We start from the raw sequence: 21,332 nt of genomic DNA on the forward strand, positions 1-21,332 counted from the left end.
GTCGTGAGCGTTAGAATTGACGCCCGAGCTTGGCGTCAATCGAATGGGCGTTCGATCCGCGAATGGCAAAGAAGATGCTCATGCCGAGCCAGAGGATGGACTTTTCAGCGCCAGAGTAGCCCTGTCCCATAGGGATCCAGTGGGCATAAACCGTGACCAACAAGATTACGCTAGCAGCGATTGCGACAGGGCGCGTGAACAGACCCAAGGCCAGCAGGATGCCGCCGAAAAACTCGGTGGCGGCAAGCAGAGGCGCCCAGAAGACGCCGGGGTAGAACCCGAGCCCTTCGACCATAGGTACGGCCCGGAATGGGTCCATGATCTTGGGGTAGCCATGGACCGTGAGAATGAGACCGCAGATGACGCGCATCAGCGTTTCAGCAAGGGTGTGAAGGCGCGTGTAAATTGGCGTGAGGGCAGGAATGCGCTCGGGAATAGGGGCGTGGGTATTCGACATGGGAGTTCTTTCCGGTGTCAGCGCGCAAGTTCTCGTCCGTAGGGGACAAGGATTGCGTCCGTAAATTTTGGTGATGAAGGCGCCTGCGGGCGCTAACTCAGGAAAGGTTTTGGTGGGCGGTCTATGCCGCGATCAATGCCGGTTGCCACGAAAAATTCTCTGGCGGCGAAGGGCAGTGCTGCGACTGGTTTCGGCGCTGCGAGCAGTGCAGAGCTGGTCGCGATTGCCTTGCTGGAGCAGCAGGTCTCGCTGGGGATTTGCAAGGGCGTGCACGCGCCCGAAATCTCGTGTGTGGTCGTAGCGTCAAGCATCAGGCGTAAACAGGTCGCTGAACCACTCGGCTGGGCGTTCGCGGGGAACACCAGGCCAACGACCACCAGAACTATGACGAGAACACGAAAAATCATTGCTGGCCTTGTACGGGCCACGGAGAAGGGGAGCAACTGGCGGAGCTACACAAGGTTGTTAGCTCTCGTTGCTTAGGGGCTGACGGGGTGGGGAGGGGCGGTGGGGTGAGGTGAGGTGGTAAGGCCCCCACCCGGCCTCCCCCGGAGACGGGGGAGGGGAAGAGGGGTTCTTGCCCGAGGTGGGGGAGGGGAAGGGAGTGCTCGCGCGAGGCGGGGGAGAGGAGCTCTTACCCTAGGGCGGGGGCTGGGCCTCTTAGTAGATCCGCATTTGCATGCGCATGACGATTTCCGTGCCGATGCGCTGGAAGCCGTATTCGCGCATGGTGCATTGCCACGTCTCGCCCGCTTTCTCGATGCGGAAGAGATTATAGCGGGCTGGATCGTCGAGCGTGCCGCCTTGGGCGGCGCTGGCGGCGGCGACGCCGATGACCGGAACCTCATGTCCCTTGCCGGGAATGTGGTGGATGGAGGAGCGGTGGGTGTGGCCGTGGAGGACCATTTCCGCGCCTTCCTGCTCGATGATGCGGCGGAAGCTGCGGTGGCCCTTTAAACCAAAGCTTGGGTGCTGAAGCGCTTGGACGGGCGGGTGGTGGATCATCACCACGCGGAAGTAACCCGCATCGCCGAGAATTTTGAGAAGGCGCGACAGACGCGCGGCCTGCATATCGTCAAACTTGCCGACGGCCAAGAACGGCGCGGTGGGGACGGCGCTGGAGCAGGAGATGATGGCGACGTCGCCAACACGGCGGACGAAGGGGAAGGCTTGGCCTTCGATGGTCTCGCCCTTGAGATAATCGCCCCATTCGCGCTGAGCGTGCTCAAGCGCGCCGGGGACATAGGCGTCGTGATTGCCGGGGCAGACGGCCGTGGTTTCCGAAGACCCCAACTCGCGTAGCCACTGGCCAGCGCGTTCGACCTCGAAGGGCAACGCCAGATTGGTCATATCGCCAGTGACCGCCGTAAAGTCGGCGTTTTGCTCGCGCATGTGCGCAACCAGTCGCTGCAGGGTTTCGGTGTTCATCTCACCGTGGCGCTTGAGCTTCCAGTTCAGGTAGCCCGTCAGGCGTTTGCCCAAAAGGTCACGCGGTGCCACTTCTGGAAGCGGCGAGAGATGGATGTCTGAAATGTGGGCGAGTGTGATCATCGAGAGGGGTTGTGCCAGAATGAAGCGGCCAAGAAAATGTTCAATCGTGCTTCCACACGATTTTGTCACGCGCAAAGCTCTGCTAGCGATGGGGCAAGTATTGGAGCTAAGCCGATGATGAATGGCCGACAGCGCATGATTGCGCGCATCTTTCTAACCGTAAAAGGCTTTATGCTCCGCATGACTGTCGGCACCCGCGTTATGCTGGTCGATGGCGATAAGGTCTTGCTAATTAAGCATACTTACGTGCCGGGTTGGCAATTTCCGGGCGGTGGCGTCGACCCCGGCGAGACTTTTGAAGAGGCCGGAGTGCGCGAGGCTTTGGAAGAAACAGGCTATCGAGTCGAGGGCCCGATGGAGTTATTTGGTCTTTACCATAATTCCAGTCCGGTGACGAACCGGGACCACGTCGCCTTCTTCGTCTGCAAAAAATTCAGCCACGAATTCGAGCGCAAGCCGGATCGGGAGATTGCAGAGATCGGTTGGTTTGACCGTCGGCAGCTGCCAAATGGGGTGTCTCCGGCAACTTCGCAGCGGATCGACGAGTATTTTGACGGCGTCGAAAAGCGGAAAGTGTGGGGCTATTAAGCCCCACGCCGAATTTTACGTTTAACGCAGGAATTCCAGATCTGGCCCGACCGGCACGACGCGGGTTGGGTTGATGGTGATGTGGCTCCAATAATAGTGCGTTTTGATGTGGTCGAGGTCGACCGTTTCCTTGATGCCCGGGACCTCGTAGAGCGCCTTTAAATAGTGCGAGAGGTTGGGGTAGTCGGCGATGCGGCGGATGTTGCATTTGAAGTGACCGACATAGACCGCATCAAAGCGTACGAGCGTGGTGAAGAGACGCCAATCGGCTTCGGTGATGGTATCGCCGGTGAGGTATGAGGTTTCGCCGAGCAGGCCTTCTAGCCAATCGAGGGCTGCAAAGAGTTTTGCTACCGCTTCTTCGTAAGCGGGCTGAGTCGTGGCAAAGCCAGCCTTGTAGACGCCGTTGTTGACCTCGTCATAAATGCGGGCGTTGACCGCATCGATGTCAGCGCGCAGGGCTTCGGGGTAATAATCGTCCTCATTGCCGGTCAGCTCGTTAAAGGCCGAGTTGAACATGCGAATGATTTCGCTGCTTTCGTTCGAGACGATGGAATTGGTTTTTGTGTCCCACAAAACTGGAACGGTGACGCGGCCGGTGTAGTCCGGCTTGGCGGCAGCGTAGACCTGCCAGAGGAAGTCTTTGCCTAAAAGCGTGTCGCCGGACGAGCCTTCGTCGGTTTTGAATGACCAGCCGGTTTCGTCTGGCATTTTGGGCGAGACGATGTGGACCGGGATCAAATCTTCAAGGTTTTTGAGCTTGCGGAAGATCAGCGTGCGGTGGGCCCAAGGGCAGGCGAGGGAGACGTAGAGGTGATAGCGGCCTGCTTCGGCTTTAAAGCCCCCTTCGCCGGACGGGCCGGGAGCGCCATCAGCGGTGACCCAATTACGGAAGCCGGATTGCGAGCGGACGAACTTTCCGCCGGTCTTGGAAGTGTCGTACCACTGGGTTGACCACTTGCCATCTATCAACTGTCCCATTGTTCGTCCTTTCGTTCGCCATCGCACGTCCTCAATGAGGCAGGGGATGTGGAGGTTGCTGTGGCCCCAAAGTTAGGAGGAATGAGGGGCTGAGATAAGGGGAGGCAATGGCAACGCACTGTTGTGCATTTGGAACACAAACAGGCGATGCGAACACAAGACTGTTCGCGACTTCGCATTTTTGTTTACGTGACCGCACACCGGTGCTAATCGGGATTCTAGACGTGGAGGCGTCCAGGATGGTGAAAGTTTTTCAGATGAACCGACGACCCTAGTTGGTCGTTTTTAACGGGTGCCCCGAGCGGGTGGCCCTGTCCTCGTCTGAACATTACTGGACCATTTTCCCATGACCGCTTCTCTTGCGTCCGCTGCCATCACGACTCCTGCTGGCGAAACCCTTTCCCTGCGTGTTGCAACCCCGGCTGACGATGCATTCGTCGATGACCTTCAGGCTCTGGCCTTTGGTCCGGGTCGTTTTGCGCGGACGGCTTTCCGGGTGCGTGAGCGTTTCCCGATTGATCCGAGCCTGAGCCTGATTTCGGAAGTCGATGGCGTGCCGTCCGGTTCGGTGTGGATGACCCCGATCAGCGTTGGCGACATGAACGGCTACATGCTTGGGCCGCTGGCAACACACCCGAAATTCCGCAAGCGCGGTGCTGGTAAGCTTTTGGCTTTGGAAGTGTCTAAGCTGGCGCTGTCGCGTGGCGAGGGCAAGTTTGTGCTGCTGGTTGGCGATCAGGACTATTACTGCCCGCTTGGCTGGGAAATCACCACTCCGGGCAATATCGAGTTTCCCGGCCCGGTCGATGTGAGCCGCGTGCTGCTGCTGTCGGATGACAAGGGCCTTGCCAAGACCCTGTCGGGCCGCATCGGTGCGTTCCGCACCGGTCAGTAGGCAGATTTCTGCTGCTCTTTGCGTTCGGCTGCCCTAATCTGGCGCTATGACTATTCGCGACGAAGCATTCCTTTCTCGACTGAGCAGCCGCCTGTTGCAGGTTCCGCCAGTACACGCCGGAGAGCTGGTGCCCGATTGGGCGCCGTTGACACCCTATGACCGTCCGCCCGTTGAGGCGGCAGTGATGATTGCTTTGGTCGAGCGGCCTGAAGGGTTGACGGTGCTCTATACGGAGCGGTCGCCCGATTTGCGGGCGCATTCGGGGCAGGTGGCTTTTCCCGGCGGCAAGGTCGACAAGACCGATGCCGATGTGGCGGCAGCGGCGGTGCGCGAGGCCAATGAAGAGGTGGGAATGCGGGCGGAGGATGTGAAAATTCTCGGCTATCTGCCCACCTATTATACGGGCACGAATTATCTGATTACCCCGGTGGTGGCTTTGGTCAGTCCGAGTGGGCCGTTTGTCCCTAATCCGGGGGAAGTGCATTCGGTGTTTGAAGTGCCACTGTCGCGGATATTAAAGCGATCCACCTATGGGCGCTTTAAAATCTCTCGGCAGGGGAAAGAACACACCACTTGGCAGATCGACCATGATGGTCACATGATTTGGGGTATAACGGCCAATCTCACGCGGAAATTCCGAGATTTGGTGATGGATGAGGATGCTGCATGACGTCGACCAAGCTTAAAGCGGATTGGCTCGCTCTTCCTGCTGTGCAGACCATTTTTTCGGTGCTCGGCGGCGCTGAGGGGAAAACCCGCGCGGTCGGTGGGATTGTGCGCGACAGCCTGCTCGGCTCGCTTCGGCCCAATACTGATATTGATATGGCCACCGAGCTGTTGCCGGTGAGCGTGATGCAGCGCGCGAAAGCTGCGGGCATAGCGACCTATCCGACGGGCATAGACCACGGGACGGTGACGCTTCGGCTCGACGATACGAGCGTGGAAGTGACGACCTTGCGCAAGGATGTGGAGACCGATGGTCGGCACGCGCAGGTGGAATTTGGCACGGACTGGGTGGAGGATGCTCGGCGGCGCGATTTTACGATGAACGCACTCTATGTGGAGGCTGATGGGACGGTGTTTGATCCGCTGGGCGGGTTGGGCGATCTCCACAATCAACGCGTGCGCTTTATTGGCGATGCGGCGACGAGAATCGCTGAGGACGGTTTGCGGGTCTATCGGTTCTTCCGATTTTCGACGACGCATGGTGGCGGGCAGTTTGATGCCGAGGGGTTGGCTGCTTGTCGCGCGGCCTCGGGGCGCTTGGACCATCTCTCGCGCGAGCGTGTCGGTTCAGAAATGATGCGGATGCTGGCGCAGCCAAAAGTGGCGCGGACGCTGGCGGTTATGCAAGGCATTGGCCTTGTCCGGGCGACGGAAAAGCAGATTGCAAGCCTTGTAACCTATGAGGACCTTGGCGGTCGCTCCGCCGAAGCGCGCTTGGCGCTCTTGGGCGCGGATAGCCTGCCGCTGCGTCAGGCCGAGTGGCGGCTCTCGGGCGAGGTTTATGCCAAGGCTTTACGCATTGTTGAGTCCGCAGACTTGCTGGCGCATAATCAAGCCAACTGGGCCGCTTATCGGTTTGGCGAAGACGCGGTTGAAGGGCTGGCTGTTGCGGCGAGCACTGATGACTGGCCGCGTGATCGGCTTATGGAAGCGGCGCGAGAATTGGCGCGACTGCCCGCGCAGCCGCTGCCCGTGTCGGGGAAAGACCTGATAGAGCAAGGCGTTGCCGCTGGCCCGGAAATGGGTCAACGGCTTAAAAAGCTTGAGAAGGCCTGGGTCGAGAGCGGTTTTACGCTTTCAAAAGATGAGCTCCTCGCGCTTTAGGCGCGGGGACCAACATCGACGATCCGCTCTTTGATACGCTCGACCATGTCGGGGCGCACTTCCGTTTCGCCGTGCAAAGATTTTAGATTTTCGACAGCGCGACGCACGACTTCAGCTTCTGATTCCGCCTCTGCGTGCCAGGTTGCGCCTGGGATGAGTGTTCCAGCATCAAATCGCTTCATCACGTAACTCCTTGGGTTGACCTTGGGCGTGTCCGGGCCCAACGAGTGGGCGGGGTATGGGTTCCGCTAATCTTCGTCATCGGGGAAGAAGCCCATGTCGGAAAGGCCTTCGAGCCAGGTTGAGCCCTTGCGACGGATAACGGTGCGCGGGGCCACGCCTGTTGCGTCTTCAAGGGCCCGAGCGAGCGCTTGGGAGTGGGTGACGACCCAGACTTGGGTTCGCTCAGAAGCGCGGGCGATGGCTTGCGCCAGAGCGGGCAGAAGATCGGGGTGGAGTGAGGCTTCAGGCTCGTTGAGGGCAATGAAGGGGGCGGGGCGGTAGCTGAGGAGGGCACCCAGCAGGGCGAGAAACTGCAATGTACCATCGGAGAGTTCCGCAGCGCCGAAGGGGCGGTTGGGGACCTCAGGGAAGGTCATGGTGAAACTGGCGTATTTGTCTGGCGGCGGGATGTCGAGACGCGCACCGGGGAAGGCTCGATCAATTGCTGCGTCGAGATCGACGGTGTCGCCGCGAATATGTTTGAGGGTCGCAAAGACCGCGCCGAGATTGCTGCCGTCAGAATCGAGCATGGGCGAGGTGATGGCGAGCGAAGGTCGGCGCAACGGCGAATCTGGGTCGGTGCGGAAGCCGTGATAGAATCGCCAGCTTGCGAGCATATGGCGAACGGCATCGACCTCGGGGAGGGTGCCGCGCAATGACGAGAGAGCGGTTTCGCTGGGCAGGAGCGGATCATCAAGCTGTCGGCGCGCGCCATTATCATCGCGATACCACACGGCCGCGCGATTGCGCTCCAGCAGCGTCACGGGACGGCGACCGGGCAGGATCAGGCTCTCGGATTTGATCTGGGGTTCTTCGGAGAAGACGGCTTCGTATTTGCTGTCGCCGAACCCGACTTCAACGGCGTAGCGCGGCAGGATGACGTCGGAGCCGTTGTCGGCCTCAAGACCGACTTCGAGGCTGAGGCGCGGCAGGTCTTTGACCCCGCGCTCGCCCGCCCAAAGGACGGAGCCAAGTCCACCTTCGCGGGCGATGGCGTGGGTAATGGTGCCGTTGGCCGCGGCTTGCAGGAGTTCGAGGGCGCGATAGAGATTGGTTTTGCCGACGCCATTTCCGCCGGTCAGCACGGTGAGGCGGCGCAGGGGAAAGCGGATCGATCGAACCGAGCGATAGGCTTTGATCTCAAGGTCAGAAACAGTCATGGCGCCAGTCAATCAGAAGGTGAGTGAGGGCGCCATGATCAAATTTGAGTTGGGTCAGTCGCCGATCAGGGCCACTTTACCGCAGGCGGCATGGAGGAGAGGATGGAATTGATATTGCCACCGGTCTTCAGGCCAAAGGTCGTGCCGCGATCATAGAGCAGGTTGAATTCGACATAGCGCCCACGGCGAACCAGCTGTTCGTCGCGCTCGGCTTCGGACCAGTTCTTTTCAAAATGGCGGCGAACGAGCTTGGGATAGATGTCGAGGAAGGCTTCGCCGACAGCGCGGGTGAACTCGAAATCGGCATCCCAATCACCAGTATTGAGGTGATCGTAGAAAATACCGCCGATACCGCGATGTTCATTGCGGTGTGGCAGGAAGAAATACTCGTCGCACCATGCCTTGAGGCGATCGTAGTCAACGCCCGGACGGTTTTCGCAGGCGGCCTTCATGGCTGCGTGGAAATCGATAGTGTCGGTATCATCCTGCGTGCGCTTAACGTCGAGAACTGGAGTCAGGTCGGCGCCGCCGCCCCACCACTGCTTGCCCGTGACGATCATGCGCGTGTTCATATGCACGGCAGGAACATGGGGGTTCCAAGGGTGGATGATGAGCGAAATGCCCGAGCTCCAGAAGCCCGCACCCGCTTCGGTGCCTGGCATCTGCTTGGCGAAGTCTTCGGAGAAGGTGCCGTGCACAGTTGAGATGTGCACGCCTGCCTTTTCAAAGACGCGGCCGTGAAGCATGCCCATTTCGCCGCCGCCGCCAGCGGCGCGATCCCATGGGGAAATTTCAAAGTTGCCGGGCGCCCTATCGGCATGAGGTCCGGTGACCTCAGCTTCAATAGCTTCCAGCTCCGCCACGATCTTGTCTCGCAGAGTGCGGAACCAAGTTTGCGCAGCGATTTTCTTGTCGTCGATATCGATTGGCAGTGTCATGGCGGGGGACATGTACCTTTATGCGGAAACTGTAAAGGGTCCTAGCAGCATGGGGGGATGCCGTGCGGATAGTTTCAAATGTCTTCAGCGTAACTGCCAGTCTGACGGATGGCTTCTCCTAAAGCCATAGCGCCAGCGATAGCGATATTGAGAGAGCGCAGGCCTTCTCGCATGGGGATACGGATACGAAGGTCGGCGCGTTCTGCGACCTCATCTGGCACGCCAGCGCTTTCACGTCCAAGGAGCAAAATGTCGCCAGCGACAAACTGCGCCTTATAAAGTGATGAACTGGACTTGGTGGTCATCAAAACCAGCCGCCTGCCTTGGGAAATCCGCCAGTCTTCAAAGGCGGAAAAGCTGTTGTGCTCAATAAGATTGGCGTGATCGAGATAATCCATTCCAGATCTTGCGAGATTTTTCTGGGTGATGGCAAAGCCGGCTGGATGAATAACGTGAACTGGTACTCCCAGGCACGCTCCCAGGCGCAAAAGGGTCCCGGTATTTGCTGCAATGTCAGGTTGATAGAGTGCTAAATCCAAGGCCATGACTAAGTGTTTATCTTTCGCAAGGGTGGAGCATGCATGATCCACGGGTATAGTGTCGCAGGAGGGTGCTGTCAGTTGTCGCACTCTGGACAAGTGCCCGTGACAGTGCAAAAAGGACCCTAACTGACGGACCGCTTGAGGGCGGACGGCGGTCGATTCTGCATATTCTCCTATTTGCATAATCGATAATGCCGCTGCCGGCTCCGTCAAAGGTGCATTCGTACGGGGATACGGACTTTGGCCACAGAAGTAGAACATTCATCCACGAACCGGCGGGACTTTTTGTACGTCGCCACGGGCGCTGTTGGCGCTGTTGGCGCAGCCGCCGTGGTCTGGCCGCTGATCAATCAGCTCAATCCGGACGCTTCAACACTGGCTCTCGCCAGCATCGAATTCAACCTAGGCGCAATCGAAGAAGGCCAGTCGGTAACCATTACCTGGCGCGGTCTTCCTGTTTTCGTACGTCACCGTACGGCTGCTGAAATTGCTGAAGCCAAGGCTGTACCTTTGTCGGATCTGAAGGATCCGGAAACAGATGAGCAGCGCACCAAGGAAGGTCACGAACAGTGGCTGGTTATGGTTGCGAACTGCACGCATCTCGGTTGCGTACCAGTTGGTGAAGCTGGTGAGTTCGACGGCTGGTTCTGCCCGTGCCATGGTTCGCACTATGATACCGCAGGTCGCATTCGCAAGGGTCCCGCGCCGACAAACCTCGTCGTGCCGCCTTATGAATTTGTCAGCGATACGCTGGTTAAGATCGGTTAGTGGGGGACTTACCCGATGGCTTCTGAACACTCGAATTATACTCCGGGATCCTCAGTCGAGAAGTGGCTCGATGACCGCCTGCCGGTCGTGCGCTTCGCTAAAGAGCACTTGATGGATTTCCCCACTCCGAAGAACCTCAACTACTGGTGGACCTTCGGCGCTATTCTCGTGATGTGCCTTGGCGTGCAGATCGTGACCGGGATTATCCTGGCCATGCACTACACCCCGAACGTCTCGATGGCTTTCGACTCGGTTGAGCACATTCGTCGTGACGTCAACGGCGGCCGCATCATTCAGGCGACCCATGCTGTGGGTGCGTCGATGTTTTTTGTCGCACTCTACATTCATATCTTCCGTGGGCTGTATTATGGCTCGTATAAGGCACCACGTGAAATCATCTGGATTCTGGGTGTGCTGATCTTCATCCTCACTATGGCTACCGCCTTTATGGGCTATATCCTGCCGTGGGGTCAGATGAGCTTTTGGGGTGCTACCGTTATTTCTAACGTGTTCACCGCAATTCCGGGCATTGGTGAAAGCATTAAGCAGCTCGTTTTGGGTGGATTTGCCGTTGGCAACCCAACCCTGAACCGCTTCTTCTCGCTGCACTACTTGCTGCCGTTCATCATCGCTGCGGTGGTGGGCTTGCACATTTGGGCGCTTCACGTACCGGGTAATAACAACCCAATTGGCGTCGAAGTGAAGGATAAACGCGATACCGTGCCTTTCCATCCGTACTACACGATGAAAGACCTGTTCGCGATGGTGCTGTTCTGCATCCCCTTCGCTTGGTTCGTCTTCTTTGCGCCGGACATTCTGGGCCATGCCGACAACTACATCATGGCGAATAGCCAGGTAACGCCGGCTCACATTGTTCCAGAGTGGTACCTGCTTCCGTTCTACACCATTCTTCGTGCGGTTGACTTCAACATCCTGTTCATCGACTCCAAGCTTGGCGGTGTTATCGCCATGGGCGGTTCGATGCTCCTGCTGTTGGTTCTGCCGTGGCTCGATACTTCCAAGGTTCGTTCGGGTTCGTTCCGTCCGATGTTCAAGTGGTTCTACGCTCTGTTCGTGATCAACTTCATCGGTCTGGCTTACCTCGGTGCGCAACCGGCAGAAGGCGTCTACACCACATTGGCAAAAGTCTGCACTGCGTACTACTTCATCTACTTCCTTGTGATTCTGCCGGTGCTTTCGCGGATTGAAACGCCAAAGCCGCTGCCGACCAGCATCTCCGAGAGTGTTCTCGGCAAGGTACACTCGTGAACGAGGCGAGACCTATGTCAAAAATCAAAACCATTGCTATCGCAATGGCAGTCGCAGCAGGCCTTGCTGCGACTCCAACCTTCGCCGCCGGCGAAGGGGCTCATGTTGAACGCCAGAATTGGTCGTTCGGCGGTCTTTTCGGTACTTACGATCAGAACCAGCTTCAGCGCGGCTTCCAAATCTATCGTGAAGTTTGTGCGAGCTGCCACGGTGCGCGTCTTCTCTCGTTCCGTAACCTTTCGGAAGAGAATGGCCCGTCCTTCTCGGAAGAACAGGTCAAGGCACTTGCTGCTGAGTACGAAGTCGCTGATTCAACCGCAGAAGGTGGCGTTCGCCCAGCTGTTCCAGCTGATCGTTGGCCGAGCCCATTTGCGAGCGACGCTGAAGCAGCCGAAGCGATGGGCGGTTCTTTCCCGCCTGACTTCTCGGTGCTGGCAAAGGCTCGCGGCGTCAAGGACGAGTTCCCGACCTGGATCTTCAACTACTTCACTGGCTACCAGGAAGGCGGCGCTGATTATATCTATGGTCTGCTGACCGGCTACCGCGACGAAGCTCCAGAAGGCTTTGAGCTCCCAGATGGCAAGTCGTACAACGACGTGTTCCCTGGTCATGCTATTGGCATGGCGCCTCCGCTGTCTGACGGTTCGGTGACGTATGAGTCAGGTCCAAACGGTGAAACCGTTCCGGAAACCCTGGACCAGTACGCCCATGACGTTGCTGCCTTCATGATGTGGGCTGCAGAGCCGCACCTCGTGAGCCGCAAGGAAACCGGCTTCATGGTTTTGATCTTCCTCATCGGCTTCGCCGGTCTGCTTTATGCAACCAAGCGCAAGCTCTGGAAGGGCATCGAGCATTAAGTGCACGCTCGCTGAACATTTAAGGGGCCCGTTGGGCCCCTTTCTTTTTGGTGGTTCGGGTAAACTAATCCGCTCACGCTTGCGCCATGCTCTTGCCATCGGGTGGAAGTATGGTGATATTCCCGTGAAGTCGCTGTGTTGAGAGAAGGACTGAGATGTCCGCTGTCCGTTTGGCCGTTACGGTCGTTACTACTGCTATCACCGTCAGCCGCCACCCAGCGGTTCGCGCGGGGATTCAGGCAGTGGCTCAGAACCCGAAAACGCGCGAAGTCGCAATCAACACATCCCGGAATGTCGCCTATAGTGCTGGCGTTCTGGCGCGGCATCTTTTGGGCCGCAACAAAACCTAATTCTTAAATTCTAGCCTCAAGGCCGCAGATGTCGCTCGACCTGAAGTCGCTCGTCCGTACGATTCCGAATTATCCCAAGGAAGGGATTCTGTTTCGGGACATCACCACCCTGATCGAGCATCCGGAAGGGTTCCGTCAAAGCGTTGAACAGATCGCGGCTCAATATCGCGATCAGGGCTTTACCCATGTCGCTGGTATTGAAGCGCGTGGTTTCATTTTTGGCGCTGGCGTTGCTATCGCGATGGGCGTGGGCTTTGTGCCGGTCCGTAAGCGCGGCAAGCTGCCGGGCGCCACCATCGGCCAGAACTATGTGCTTGAGTATGGCGTCGACACGATCGAAATCCATGCTGACGTGCTCAACGCTGGGCACAAGGTTCTTATCGTTGACGATCTGATCGCCACAGGCGGCACTGCTATTGCTGCAGTCAGCCTCGTGCGCAGCACGGGCGCGACGTGTGACCATGCAGCCTTTGCCATTGATCTGCCTGATCTAGGCGGTGCGGCGAAGTTGGCGGCACAGAACGTTGAAGTCAGCGCGTTGATGGCTTTTGAAGGCCACTGAGCCGGTTTAAGCTGAATGTGAAGGGGGCGAGCCTAGCTCGGCCCCTTTGTCGTTTCTACCAGTTGTTGCGGCCATCCATGGCGGTGATGGGAATGCTGGTACGGTCGAAGTCATCGACCAAATTGAGATTGAAATACATGGAGCGGGTTTCAGGGACGCCCTCGGTCGCGCCCGGCTTGAGCGTGCCGTCGTCGTTGTAGATTGCGCTCCAATCAGGGCTGTCGCCCCAAGTCTGCATGCCGCAGGCCGCGCAAAAGTGATGCACGTTCAGCCCTGTCGGGTTGTAGGTGCCTTCAGCGCTGTTGGAGAGCAGCTTGAAATCCTCAGGCTTTACACCGGTCCAAACGGCTCCCGACCGCTGGCAATAGCTGCAGTTGCAGGTGTGTGCCTCGCTTGGGGCAGAGGCAATCTCGAATTTTATAGCGCCGCAGTGGCAAGAGGCAGTCAAAGCCATGGTCAGTCTCCTCGTTATGAGTGGGTGCTAACCAGTGGTTCTGACAGAGCTTGTCAGTAGGACTAGGCGGCGATGGATTCGCGCTTGTCGATCAGGCAGAGCTGATTGCCCTCAGGGTCGCGCATTACCGTATAGGTGGGCAGAACCCGATCAATACTGGCGCCAAGCTCTTTCAGGCGATCCACCTCCGCCTGCCGATTGGCCACTTCCACATCGAGGTGGACGCGATTGTTATCGTGACGCTGCCCATCGACGTTTTGGAAGCAGAGGCTGGGGCCGGGGCCATCGACCATCACCGTTGGGTCGGTTTCGGGGGTGAGGCCAAAGACGGCTAGCCGAACCAACTCCAGCTGATCATATTCGCGCAGGGCGTAGCCATCCAATGCGTTGGCCCAAAACCTTGCCAGAGCGGCAGGGTGTTCGCAGTCAAAAACGATTTGATTGATGACGCCCATGGCGCTTCTCCTCATTCTTTACCGAAGGGTTAACGGCAGAATGGGGCCAGAGCTTGAACAGAATAGGGCGAGGTCGGGGCTTGCCGACGTAATTGTGAAGGCTGGTTTATGGCGGGTGAACCCAAAAAAAGAGGCCCCGGAGGGCCTCTTTCCTGTTCAGAGCTGAGCGGATTAAGGCTCGAGCTTGCCGGTTTCCGGATGGTCTTCGGCGCTGATGTTTGGCTCGTTGCGGGTCTTCCACAGGGAGTAGAAAACGCCAGCAGCAAGGATCGAGATCGTGACGCCGAGCGAGAGCAGGGTGTCGATATGGATGCCGAATGGCACCAGACAGATCTTGATACCGATGAGAACCAGAATGACGGCCAGCGATACCTGCAGGTAACGGAAGCGGTTCATTGCGGCTGCCAGAGCGAAGTAGAGCGCGCGCAGGCCAAGGATCGCGAAGATGTTCGAGGTGTAGACAATGAAGGTGTCTTGGGTGACCGCGAACACGGCTGGAACCGAGTCGACCGCAAAGATCAGGTCGACGATTTCAACCATGATCAGCGCAATCGCCAGCGGGGTCAGCCAGGTGACGAGCTTACCGGTCTTCGGATCTGGAGCCTTAACGGTGAAGTTACGGCCATGCAGTTCCTTGGTGACGCGGAAGCGGGACGACAAGAACTTGTAGATCTTGTTGTCTTCCATTTTCGGCTCTTCGTCGTCGTGCTTGAACATTTTCAAGCCCGTGAAGATGAGGAAGGCGCCGAAGATCGCCAGAATCCAGCTGAACTGGTGAACCAGAGCCGCACCAACGCCGATCAGAACAGCGCGGAACAGGATCACGCCCAAGATGCCCCAGAACAGCACGCGGTGCTGATAGAGACGTGGGATGCCCAAGAAGCCGAAGATGGTGGCGATGACGAACATATTGTCCATCGCCAGCGACTGCTCGATCAAATAGCCGGTGTAGAACTCAAGCCCGGCTTGCGAGCCGCGCTGGAACCAGACCCAAGCACCAAACGCAAGCGCGATGATGACGTAGAAGCCATAGAGCATAAGGCTCTCTTTGGCTTCGATCTCGTGTTCATCCTTGTGAAGGATGCCAAGGTCGAAGACAAGCAGAGCAAGAACGATCGCGATAAACGCGACCCAGAAGTAAACGGGGGTACCGAGGAACTCGCCCGAAAAAGCGGACAGCAACATATCCATGTGCCGGACCTTCTCCATGTAACGTGGTGGAGCAGCTCCGACATCGCCGTAGCAAGAGCTACGACCAGAGGGGCCCGGCGCTGCTCGTATAAAATGCGCCAGAAACGGGAAAGTTTCAAGGTGTTGCCGCGAGGCAGCGCGCAAAGCACAGAATTATGCTGTGCCCAATTGGCGTGAGAACGCGTGGCAGCGCGGCCGCAGAGGTCTTTTGTGGGGCGTCAGACGGGATTAGCGGACGGTGCAGAACATAACGACGGCTTCAGCTGTTTCCAGTTGCAGGGCGATATTGAAATTTTCGTCGCTGGTAATGCGGCCCGCTTGCACCGACCCATTGGCCAGCAGATTGCCATCGTTAAAGCCGACGCCGTCCTGATAAGCGGTAATCGTGCCAGTGCCGGAGCGCGTGTCGCCCATGGTTCGGCCCGCCCAACCGTAGACGCCACCATACATGGTGAGAATGCCCACGCGTTCAGTGGTCTCGTCTCTGCAGCTCCAATTGCCTTCATAGGCCTGAGCGAAGGCAGGGATTGCGGTTACGGCGGTGACAGCAAGTGCAAGGGCGAATCGGCGCATAAGTGCACAGTGCCGACCCGACCTCTGTCTTTCAAGACCCGCGCTTGATCAAACTCTTGAGCAGAGGAACTTTGGCAAGGCCAAGGAGCAATTTGAGCTTGAGGGGCATCTTGTAGTCGCGCAATTTCGAGAAGCTGACGAGTTCTGCCGAATAGACGGCTTCGCCATTCTGGTTGGTGCTCGACACATGGGTGATGAGCACGCCCCAGCCCGGAAGCGAGTTGGAGACGCGCTTGGATTTGACGTACATCGAATAGGTGATGGTGTCTCCGGGGCGAACCGGCGTGGTGTATTGCATAGAACTAATGCCGGGGGAGGGACCCGAGACACCCGGCGACTGGCCGGCATCGAGCAGGCGCTTTTCTTCGGCAAAGAGCGCATCGACCATGAGCCGCTGGCCGACGGATGCAGTGTGCCAGCCGGAGGCGATGATGCCGCCAAAATGGCTGTGCTTGGCCTCTTCGGCGTCGGTATGGAAATACTGCGGATCGTAGAGCGAGGCGAACCGCACGATCTCGTCTTGAGTGAATGTGTGGCTTCCCATCGGGAAGTCTTCGTTCAGATTGATCTCTTCAAACCAGCGCGTCATGCCGCGACCTCCGGATTGCGGCACTCAACCAGATTGGCGAGGCGCATGGTCATGACCTGCTTGTTCTTTTGATTTCGAATGTCGAAATCAAGGGTGACAATGCCCCAATGGGGGTGTGACTGCGACCGGCGCAGCTCGGCTATCGTGACAGTGCCTGAGATAGTGTCATTGACCATGACCGGGGCCTTCCACTTCAGGTCTGAAAAGCCGAGGCCGCCAGCCGACGCGATTTTGGAGAGGAATGCGTCGACAAGGGCGCGAAGGCTCAGTGCGCCCGTCTGCCAGCCGCTAGAGGCGAGGCCTCCGAGTAGGCTCTGGCGAGCTGCTTCTTCATCCAAATGGAAAGGCAGAGGATCAAACTCTGCGGCGAAAGTCGTGATCATCTCGCGTGTCAGCGTCGAGGGGGCGAGCGCAATAGTTTCGCCGAGGCGCAGGTCTTCAAAATGGAGACGATTAGCTATGACTGGATTGGTCATTTGCTTTCCCTATACGTCAATTATTTTCTTCTGCCATAGGGTGCGGGGCACGGGCAAGGTGTTTGGGGGTGGACTTGCTTCACTGAGATCATTTTCAGCACTGTGATGGGCCTTGGCAGGCAGGGAGTACACCCCGACGCATTGACTTCTGGGGCAATCCGACCCAATTGGAACCCAATGATTTCCGGAGATCCCAATGGGCTTCAAAATGGGTATCGTCGGTCTGCCGAATGTGGGCAAGTCGACGCTGTTTAACGCGCTTACGCGCACCGCCGCAGCAGCTGCTGCAAACTTCCCTTTCTGCACGATCGAGCCGAACGTCGGTGATGTGCCGGTTCCGGACGTGCGTCTGCACAAGCTTGCCGAAATCGGCAAGTCCATCAATGTATTGCCAGCACGCATGAGCTTCGTGGATATCGCGGGCCTCGTGAAGGGCGCATCCAAGGGTGAAGGGCTGGGCAACCAGTTCCTCGCGAACATTCGTGAGTGTGACGCGATTGCTTATGTGCTGCGTTGCTTTGAAGACGGCAACATCATCCACGTCGCCAATAAGGTTGACCCGCTAGCGGACGCCGAAGTTGTCGAAACCGAGTTGATGCTCGCTGACCTTGAAAGCCTTGAGAAGCGCCGCGCTGGCGTAGAAAAGAAGGCCAAGGGCAATGACAAGGACGCCAAGGTCACGCTCGATCTGATCGATCGCGCGCTGGTTGTCCTGCGCGAAGGCAAGTCGGCTCGCTTTGTTAAGCGCGATGCTGAAGAAGAAAAGGCTTTCCAGGAGCTGCAGCTGCTGACGTCCAAGCCCGTTCTCTACGTCTGCAACGTAGACGAAGGTTCGGCCGACAAGGGCAATGCGATGAGCAAGCTGGTTGAAGACTATGCTGCTGCCAATGGCGCAGGCGTTGTCATCATCTCGGCTGAAATCGAAAGCCAGTTGGCGCAGCTTCCAGACGAAGAACAGGCAGAATATCTTGAAGGCCTCGGCCTTTCGGAAGCCGGCTTGAACCGTCTGATCCGCGAAGCCTACGACCTGTTGGGGCTGCAGACCTACTTCACCGTTGGTCCTAAGGAAACACGCGCCTGGACCATCCATAAGGGTGACAAGGCTCCGGCTGCGGCTGGCGTTATTCACTCGGACTTTGAACGCGGCTTTATTCGCGCGCAGACCATTGGCTACGAAGATTACATCGCGCTTGGCGGTGAATCTGGCGCCAAGGAAGCGGGCAAGGCTCGCGACGAAGGCAAGGAATATGTCGTCAAGGACGGCGACGTGATGTTGTTCAAGTTCAACACCTAAGGGTTTTGAATTTTTGCAAGATTGAGAAGGGGTCGCTGCGGCGGCCCCTTTTGTTTTCGGCTTTTCGTTACGCATTTTACTCCTCGATTGTGGGTGAACGAATGAGGAAAAATCCTGTAACGTGTTCGTGATAATTAACTCGGGGTGTTTTGAATGGCCATTTCTCTGAGCCGACGGAAGCTGCTGGCATCAGGTGGTGCTTTGGCGGCTGCGTCTGTCACGACGTCAGCTTTGGCGCAGCACCATCACGGTGAGGTTGAGGTGTTTGCTCAGGAACGGCCAATCGCTCGCTCCATCGTGGCGGCGACAGGCGATGACCTGCGCTTGCCGGAGGTGCGTCGTTCGGAAAACGGTGTGCTCGAAACCAGTTTGCGTATGGCCTATGGGCCAACCGAGATCGACGGCGAACGTGCCGTCGCTATGACCTACGACGGGTCTTATCCGGGCCCGACGCTGGTGGCGAAGCCAGGGGATACGATCAAGATCAAGCTGACCAATGATCTGCCCGATGTCACGAATTTACATACGCACGGTCTGCATGTGTCGCCATCGGGCAATAGCGACAATGTCATGCTGGTGATCCAGCCGGGAGAGACCTTTGATTATGAAATCAAGATTCCCGAAGATCACATGCCTGGGACCTATTGGTATCACCCCCATGTCCATGGGCTGACCTATCCGCAGGTGTCTGGCGGTTTGGCGGGGGCGCTGATTATTGAAGGCGGTCTTGATGATCTTGAGGGGATCAATGATCGCGTCGATCAGCTGCTGGTTATTCAGTCGTGCCAGTTCGATGAAACCAACACCATGGTTCCGATCGAAGACAAGGATAAGCATAAGCAGACCGTGACGATAAACGGTCAGATCAACCCCACCCTGCGCATTCGTGCGGGCGAGGTGCAGCGCTGGCGCTTGGTGAACGCGACAGCTGAGGCATTCCTGATGATCGGGTTGGAAGGGCATTTGCTCTACCAGATCTCCAAGGACGGTAACGCCATGACCCGTGTCGTGGAACACAGCAGCCTCCTTATTGAGCCGGGCACGCGCGCTGATGTTTTGGTGCAGGGCTATATGTTCAACGGCGCGTTTGAGCTGCGCAAAATGCTCTGGTACGGCGCGCCGCGTCAGTATGAGGCTGATGAGCTGCTGGCGACGCTGGTGGTGGAAGGAGAGGATGATCCGGTCACAGATCACGTGATCCCGACCACGCTGATCCCGCTAGACGAGGATTTTAGGGGCAAGCCTGTCGATAAGCGCCGCGAGATCCGCTTCGGCGTTGTCCGCGGGCTACCAGGTGGTACCAAGTTCACAATAGACGGTCGTCAGGTCGATATGAACCGCGTTGATCAGACGGTTCCGCTCGGGGCCTTCGAGGAGTGGGAGTTGGTCAACGACTCGCCCGAATGGCATCCGTTCCACATTCACACCAACGACTTCCAAGTCGTGGCGGTGAATGGCGAGCCCGTTGATGAGGTTCTATCGTTCGAAGATACGCGCGGCATTCCGCCGAACGGGTCGCTGACCATTCGTCATCGCTTCCTCGATTTTACCGGCAAGTATGTCTACCATTGCCATCTGCTCTTCCACGAAGACCACGGCATGATGGGCATTGTTGAGGTCGTTGGATAAAATCGGCAGGGCGGGAGCGATCCCGCCTTTTTTGCGTCTCATGGGTAAAGCTTAGAAAGCCGGAATATTCGCTTTTAATCCCGGATTGCAAGTCGATGCGGTCGCGCTAGCATGGACTAAAGCGGCGGGAGGAGCCGCGGGCCGGCCTGGCCGCTATCGGAGCATTTTCTAAATGGCTAATCCTATCATCACGTTCATCGGCGCTGGCTCGTCCGTGTTCATGAAGAATATCGTTGGCGATATTTTGCAGCGTCCGGCCCTTGCCGGTGCGCAAATTCGCTTGATGGACATTAATCCGACGCGTCTTGAGGAAAGCGCGATTATCGCCGGGAAGCTGGTCAAAACGCTGGGTGTGCCAGCGAGTGTGACGACCTACTCGAACCAGCGCGAGGCGTTGACGGGGACCAATTTCGTCGTCGTCTGCTTCCAGATCGGTGGCTTTGAGCCATCGACGGTGATCGATTTTGATGTGCCCAAGAAATATGGCCTGCGCCACACGATTGCCGACACCCTGGGCGTTGGCGGGATCATGCGCGGCATTCGTACGGTGCCGCATCTCTGGAGCATTTGCGAAGACATGATGCAGGTCGCGCCTGAGGCGGTGATGCTGCAATATGTGAACCCGATGGCGATCAACACCTGGGCGATTGCGGAGAAATTTCCCAAGATCAAGCAGGTTGGCCTGTGCCATTCGGTGCAGGGCACGGCGCATGAGCTGGCCCATGACCTCGACATTCCATACGAGGAAATCCGCTACCGCTCGGCCGGTATCAACCACATGGCCTTCTATCTCAAGTTTGAGCATCGTCAGCCGGATGGGTCGTATAAGGACCTCTATCCGGAGCTGCACCGCGCCTATGCTGAGGGTCGTGCGCCTAAGCCCGGTTGGAACCCGCGCTGCCCGAATAAGGTGCGCTATGAGATGATGAAGCGCCTCGGCTACTTCGTCACCGAAAGCTCCGAGCACTTTGCCGAATACACCCCGTATTTCATCAAGGACGGGCGCGACGATCTGATCGAAAAATTCGGCATTCCGCTGGATGAATATCCAAAGCGCTGCATTGAGCAGATCGAGAATTGGAAGAAGACGTCCGAGCAGTATCGCAATGCCGACACGATCAGCGTGAAGGCTTCGCATGAATATGCATCCTCGATTGTTAACTCGGTTTGGACCGGCGAGCCCTCGGTGATCTACGGCAACCTGCGCAACAATGGGGTGATCACCTCGCTGCCGAACCAAGCCGCAGTGGAAGTGCCGTGTCTGGTCGATAGCAATGGCATTCAGCCAACCTATATCGGGGAATTGCCGCCACAGCTGGCGGCGCTGATGCGCACCAATATCAACGTGCAGGAGCTCACCGTGCGGGCGCTGATCGAAGAGAAGCGTGAGCATATCTATCACGCGGCTATGCTTGATCCGCACACGGCGGCGGAACTCGACCTCGACCAGATCTGGTCGCTGGTCGATGATCTGCTCAAGGCGCACGGGGAGATGTTGCCGGAGTGGGCGCGGGGGTAAGGCTCAGCGCTAAGGCCCCGTTGCCCCCACCTAACCTCCCCCGGAACCGGGGGAGGGATGGCATCAAGTGTGTGGGGAGATTTGGGCTGAGGACGCACCGAACTGAAGAGCCCCACCCTCAAGCGCCATTCGACCATAGGTCTCATGCCTTCTCTGCTCAGATTGCTCCACTGGAGCAATCT

The 21,332-nt window shown here is 57.7% G+C and carries 26 protein-coding genes; 12 read left to right on the top strand and 14 right to left on the bottom strand.

Features of this window, described 5'->3' with window-relative positions; all coding sequences use genetic code 11:
• Positions 1-10: 10 nt before the first annotated feature.
• The 3 genes from JHC09_RS13255 to JHC09_RS13265 form a co-directional block, all read right to left on the bottom strand.
• Positions 11-457 (bottom strand): DoxX family protein, encoded by a 447-nt coding sequence (locus tag JHC09_RS13255; protein WP_199532301.1) that lies wholly within the window; start codon positions 455-457, stop codon positions 11-13.
• Positions 458-549: 92 nt separating this feature from the next.
• Complete coding sequence (locus tag JHC09_RS13260) at positions 550-864, bottom strand: hypothetical protein (RefSeq protein WP_199532302.1); 315 nt, start codon at positions 862-864, stop codon at positions 550-552.
• Between the two features lie 253 nt (positions 865-1,117).
• Positions 1,118-2,077: a metallophosphoesterase gene (locus JHC09_RS13265; protein WP_199532303.1), complete on the bottom strand. Its 960-nt coding sequence runs from the start codon at positions 2,075-2,077 to the stop codon at positions 1,118-1,120.
• A 45-nt stretch (positions 2,078-2,122) separates the two neighbouring features.
• On the opposite strand from JHC09_RS13265, the gene JHC09_RS13270 reads away from it, so the two are divergent.
• Positions 2,123-2,596, top strand: coding sequence for an NUDIX domain-containing protein (locus JHC09_RS13270; protein ID WP_248306013.1), 474 nt, complete (start codon positions 2,123-2,125; stop codon positions 2,594-2,596).
• 21 nt (positions 2,597-2,617) lie between these two features.
• Here the strand turns inward: JHC09_RS13270 and JHC09_RS13275 are convergent, their stop codons facing one another.
• The gene (locus JHC09_RS13275) at positions 2,618-3,577 is read right to left on the bottom strand and encodes a glutathione S-transferase family protein (RefSeq protein ID WP_169195674.1); all 960 of its coding nucleotides are present in this window, start codon (positions 3,575-3,577) and stop codon (positions 2,618-2,620) included.
• Between the two features lie 346 nt (positions 3,578-3,923).
• Between JHC09_RS13275 and JHC09_RS13280 the strand changes: the two genes are divergently transcribed.
• From JHC09_RS13280 to JHC09_RS13290, 3 genes are read left to right on the top strand one after another with little or no spacing between them, the layout of a single operon-like run.
• Positions 3,924-4,472 carry an N-acetyltransferase gene (locus JHC09_RS13280; RefSeq protein WP_169195673.1) on the top strand — a complete coding sequence of 183 codons (549 nt, stop codon included), beginning with the start codon at positions 3,924-3,926 and terminating at the stop codon, positions 4,470-4,472.
• 46 nt (positions 4,473-4,518) lie between these two features.
• On the top strand, positions 4,519-5,142 hold the full coding sequence (locus tag JHC09_RS13285) for a CoA pyrophosphatase (protein WP_199532304.1): 624 nt from the start codon (positions 4,519-4,521) through the stop codon (positions 5,140-5,142).
• On the top strand, positions 5,139-6,302 hold the full coding sequence (locus JHC09_RS13290) for a CCA tRNA nucleotidyltransferase (protein ID WP_199532305.1): 1,164 nt from the start codon (positions 5,139-5,141) through the stop codon (positions 6,300-6,302). The genes JHC09_RS13285 and JHC09_RS13290 overlap by 4 nt, the downstream gene beginning before the upstream one ends.
• On the opposite strand, the gene JHC09_RS13295 is transcribed toward JHC09_RS13290, so the two are convergent.
• The 4 genes from JHC09_RS13295 to JHC09_RS17200 form a co-directional block, all read right to left on the bottom strand.
• Complete coding sequence (locus JHC09_RS13295; RefSeq protein WP_169195670.1) at positions 6,299-6,484, bottom strand: DUF1059 domain-containing protein; 186 nt, start codon at positions 6,482-6,484, stop codon at positions 6,299-6,301. The genes JHC09_RS13290 and JHC09_RS13295 overlap by 4 nt on opposite strands.
• A gap of 66 nt (positions 6,485-6,550) precedes the next feature.
• Positions 6,551-7,684, bottom strand: a complete 1,134-nt coding sequence (locus JHC09_RS13300) for an AAA family ATPase (protein WP_199532306.1) — start codon at positions 7,682-7,684, stop codon at positions 6,551-6,553.
• A gap of 65 nt (positions 7,685-7,749) precedes the next feature.
• A complete protein-coding gene (hemF, locus tag JHC09_RS13305) occupies positions 7,750-8,622 on the bottom strand; it encodes an oxygen-dependent coproporphyrinogen oxidase (protein ID WP_248309022.1) in 873 nt (290 codons plus the stop codon).
• A 74-nt stretch (positions 8,623-8,696) separates the two neighbouring features.
• Entirely contained in the window at positions 8,697-9,425 is a 729-nt protein-coding gene (locus JHC09_RS17200; protein WP_349236550.1) for a tRNA (cytidine(34)-2'-O)-methyltransferase, read from the bottom strand.
• On the opposite strand from JHC09_RS17200, the gene petA reads away from it, so the two are divergent.
• The 5 genes from petA (at position 9,405) to JHC09_RS13335 (ending at position 12,970) form a co-directional block, all read left to right on the top strand.
• Positions 9,405-9,932, top strand: a complete 528-nt coding sequence (gene petA, locus JHC09_RS13315) for a ubiquinol-cytochrome c reductase iron-sulfur subunit (protein WP_169195667.1) — start codon at positions 9,405-9,407, stop codon at positions 9,930-9,932. The two genes, JHC09_RS17200 and petA, sit on opposite strands and share 21 nt — an antisense overlap.
• A 15-nt stretch (positions 9,933-9,947) precedes the next feature.
• The gene (locus JHC09_RS13320) at positions 9,948-11,201 is read left to right on the top strand and encodes a cytochrome b N-terminal domain-containing protein (RefSeq protein WP_169195666.1); all 1,254 of its coding nucleotides are present in this window, start codon (positions 9,948-9,950) and stop codon (positions 11,199-11,201) included.
• A gap of 14 nt (positions 11,202-11,215) precedes the next feature.
• On the top strand, positions 11,216-12,058 hold the full coding sequence (locus JHC09_RS13325; protein ID WP_199532309.1) for a cytochrome c1: 843 nt from the start codon (positions 11,216-11,218) through the stop codon (positions 12,056-12,058).
• A 155-nt stretch (positions 12,059-12,213) separates the two neighbouring features.
• A complete protein-coding gene (locus tag JHC09_RS13330) occupies positions 12,214-12,408 on the top strand; it encodes a hypothetical protein (protein ID WP_169195664.1) in 195 nt (64 codons plus the stop codon).
• A 28-nt stretch (positions 12,409-12,436) separates the two neighbouring features.
• Positions 12,437-12,970: an adenine phosphoribosyltransferase gene (locus tag JHC09_RS13335; protein WP_169195663.1), complete on the top strand. Its 534-nt coding sequence runs from the start codon at positions 12,437-12,439 to the stop codon at positions 12,968-12,970.
• 55 nt (positions 12,971-13,025) lie between these two features.
• On the opposite strand, the gene JHC09_RS13340 is transcribed toward JHC09_RS13335, so the two are convergent.
• The 6 genes from JHC09_RS13340 to JHC09_RS13365 all read right to left on the bottom strand — a co-directional run bounded on the left by JHC09_RS13340 (position 13,026) and on the right by JHC09_RS13365 (position 16,708).
• Entirely contained in the window at positions 13,026-13,424 is a 399-nt protein-coding gene (locus JHC09_RS13340) for a GFA family protein (protein WP_199532310.1), read from the bottom strand.
• Positions 13,425-13,486: 62 nt separating this feature from the next.
• Positions 13,487-13,879, bottom strand: coding sequence for a VOC family protein (locus tag JHC09_RS13345; RefSeq protein WP_199532311.1), 393 nt, complete (start codon positions 13,877-13,879; stop codon positions 13,487-13,489).
• A 171-nt stretch (positions 13,880-14,050) separates the two neighbouring features.
• Positions 14,051-15,070: a TerC family protein gene (locus JHC09_RS13350; protein WP_199532312.1), complete on the bottom strand. Its 1,020-nt coding sequence runs from the start codon at positions 15,068-15,070 to the stop codon at positions 14,051-14,053.
• 228 nt (positions 15,071-15,298) lie between these two features.
• Positions 15,299-15,643 carry a hypothetical protein gene (locus JHC09_RS13355; protein ID WP_182394184.1) on the bottom strand — a complete coding sequence of 115 codons (345 nt, stop codon included), beginning with the start codon at positions 15,641-15,643 and terminating at the stop codon, positions 15,299-15,301.
• A 31-nt stretch (positions 15,644-15,674) separates the two neighbouring features.
• Positions 15,675-16,232, bottom strand: coding sequence for a MaoC family dehydratase (locus JHC09_RS13360; RefSeq protein WP_182394183.1), 558 nt, complete (start codon positions 16,230-16,232; stop codon positions 15,675-15,677).
• Positions 16,229-16,708 carry a MaoC family dehydratase gene (locus JHC09_RS13365; protein ID WP_182394182.1) on the bottom strand — a complete coding sequence of 160 codons (480 nt, stop codon included), beginning with the start codon at positions 16,706-16,708 and terminating at the stop codon, positions 16,229-16,231. The genes JHC09_RS13360 and JHC09_RS13365 overlap by 4 nt, the downstream gene beginning before the upstream one ends.
• Before the next feature lie 196 nt (positions 16,709-16,904).
• Between JHC09_RS13365 and ychF the strand changes: the two genes are divergently transcribed.
• From ychF to JHC09_RS13380, 3 genes are all read left to right on the top strand, one after another.
• Positions 16,905-18,002, top strand: coding sequence for a redox-regulated ATPase YchF (gene ychF / locus JHC09_RS13370; protein WP_169195656.1), 1,098 nt, complete (start codon positions 16,905-16,907; stop codon positions 18,000-18,002).
• Positions 18,003-18,155: 153 nt separating this feature from the next.
• Positions 18,156-19,631, top strand: coding sequence for a multicopper oxidase family protein (locus JHC09_RS13375; protein WP_199532313.1), 1,476 nt, complete (start codon positions 18,156-18,158; stop codon positions 19,629-19,631).
• A gap of 172 nt (positions 19,632-19,803) precedes the next feature.
• Positions 19,804-21,150 (top strand): alpha-glucosidase/alpha-galactosidase, encoded by a 1,347-nt coding sequence (locus tag JHC09_RS13380; protein WP_199532314.1) that lies wholly within the window; start codon positions 19,804-19,806, stop codon positions 21,148-21,150.
• Positions 21,151-21,332 lie beyond the last annotated feature (182 nt).

The organism is Devosia sp. MC532, assembly GCF_016461625.1.
Taxonomy (GTDB): Bacteria; Pseudomonadota; Alphaproteobacteria; order Rhizobiales; family Devosiaceae; genus Devosia.

Coding starts and splice junctions, on each gene's coding strand:
- JHC09_RS13360 (WP_182394183.1), bottom strand. CDS start 16,232: ATGACGCGCTGGTTTGAAGAGATCAATCTGAACGAAGACTTCCCGATG.
- JHC09_RS13320 (WP_169195666.1), top strand. CDS start 9,948: ATGGCTTCTGAACACTCGAATTATACTCCGGGATCCTCAGTCGAGAAG.
- JHC09_RS13255 (WP_199532301.1), bottom strand. CDS start 457: ATGTCGAATACCCACGCCCCTATTCCCGAGCGCATTCCTGCCCTCACG.
- hemF (WP_248309022.1), bottom strand. CDS start 8,622: ATGACACTGCCAATCGATATCGACGACAAGAAAATCGCTGCGCAAACT.
- JHC09_RS13325 (WP_199532309.1), top strand. CDS start 11,216: ATGTCAAAAATCAAAACCATTGCTATCGCAATGGCAGTCGCAGCAGGC.
- JHC09_RS13260 (WP_199532302.1), bottom strand. CDS start 864: ATGATTTTTCGTGTTCTCGTCATAGTTCTGGTGGTCGTTGGCCTGGTG.
- JHC09_RS13275 (WP_169195674.1), bottom strand. CDS start 3,577: ATGGGACAGTTGATAGATGGCAAGTGGTCAACCCAGTGGTACGACACT.
- JHC09_RS13345 (WP_199532311.1), bottom strand. CDS start 13,879: ATGGGCGTCATCAATCAAATCGTTTTTGACTGCGAACACCCTGCCGCT.
- JHC09_RS13355 (WP_182394184.1), bottom strand. CDS start 15,643: ATGCGCCGATTCGCCCTTGCACTTGCTGTCACCGCCGTAACCGCAATC.
- ychF (WP_169195656.1), top strand. CDS start 16,905: ATGGGCTTCAAAATGGGTATCGTCGGTCTGCCGAATGTGGGCAAGTCG.
- JHC09_RS17200 (WP_349236550.1), bottom strand. CDS start 9,425: ATGTTCTACTTCTGTGGCCAAAGTCCGTATCCCCGTACGAATGCACCT.
- JHC09_RS13285 (WP_199532304.1), top strand. CDS start 4,519: ATGACTATTCGCGACGAAGCATTCCTTTCTCGACTGAGCAGCCGCCTG.
- JHC09_RS13350 (WP_199532312.1), bottom strand. CDS start 15,070: ATGGATATGTTGCTGTCCGCTTTTTCGGGCGAGTTCCTCGGTACCCCC.
- JHC09_RS13375 (WP_199532313.1), top strand. CDS start 18,156: ATGGCCATTTCTCTGAGCCGACGGAAGCTGCTGGCATCAGGTGGTGCT.
- JHC09_RS13295 (WP_169195670.1), bottom strand. CDS start 6,484: ATGAAGCGATTTGATGCTGGAACACTCATCCCAGGCGCAACCTGGCAC.
- JHC09_RS13340 (WP_199532310.1), bottom strand. CDS start 13,424: ATGGCTTTGACTGCCTCTTGCCACTGCGGCGCTATAAAATTCGAGATT.
- JHC09_RS13270 (WP_248306013.1), top strand. CDS start 2,123: ATGATGAATGGCCGACAGCGCATGATTGCGCGCATCTTTCTAACCGTA.
- JHC09_RS13300 (WP_199532306.1), bottom strand. CDS start 7,684: ATGACTGTTTCTGACCTTGAGATCAAAGCCTATCGCTCGGTTCGATCG.
- JHC09_RS13290 (WP_199532305.1), top strand. CDS start 5,139: ATGACGTCGACCAAGCTTAAAGCGGATTGGCTCGCTCTTCCTGCTGTG.
- JHC09_RS13335 (WP_169195663.1), top strand. CDS start 12,437: ATGTCGCTCGACCTGAAGTCGCTCGTCCGTACGATTCCGAATTATCCC.
- JHC09_RS13280 (WP_169195673.1), top strand. CDS start 3,924: ATGACCGCTTCTCTTGCGTCCGCTGCCATCACGACTCCTGCTGGCGAA.
- JHC09_RS13330 (WP_169195664.1), top strand. CDS start 12,214: ATGTCCGCTGTCCGTTTGGCCGTTACGGTCGTTACTACTGCTATCACC.
- JHC09_RS13380 (WP_199532314.1), top strand. CDS start 19,804: ATGGCTAATCCTATCATCACGTTCATCGGCGCTGGCTCGTCCGTGTTC.
- JHC09_RS13365 (WP_182394182.1), bottom strand. CDS start 16,708: ATGACCAATCCAGTCATAGCTAATCGTCTCCATTTTGAAGACCTGCGC.